Annotated in this window: 1 protein-coding gene; it reads left to right on the top strand. The window is 45.5% G+C overall.

Translation table 11 applies throughout. The annotated features are described in order from the left end of the window. Nucleotides 1–11 precede the first annotated feature (11 nt). A partial coding sequence (locus AC1M89_RS14755) for a GTP-binding protein (protein ID WP_481586822.1) occupies nucleotides 12–457 on the top strand: 446 nt, incomplete at its 3' end.

Raw genomic sequence — 457 nt, 5'->3', positions numbered from 1 at the left:
AGGAAGATCTCATGGCTAAGGCTAAGTTTGAACGTAATAAGCCACACGTTAACGTGGGCACAATCGGTCACGTTGACCATGGTAAAACAACTTTAACTGCTGCTATCGCAACTGTATGTGCGAAGAAATTCGGTGGTGAAGCTAAAGACTACGCTGCAATCGACTCTGCACCAGAAGAAAAAGCACGTGGTATTACAATTAATACATCACACGTAGAATACGATTCTCCAACTCGTCACTACGCTCACGTAGACTGCCCGGGCCACGCCGATTATGTTAAAAACATGATTACTGGTGCTGCTCAAATGGACGGCGCGATCCTTGTATGTGCTGCGACTGATGGTCCAATGCCACAAACTCGTGAACACATCCTTCTTTCTCGCCAAGTAGGTGTTCCATACATCGTTGTATTCTTAAACAAATGTGACCTTGTAGACGACGAAGAGCTTCTTGAGCT

This window comes from Acinetobacter sp. ANC_7635, assembly GCF_056779945.1.
This window is presented reverse-complemented; position numbering and strand designations above follow the sequence as displayed.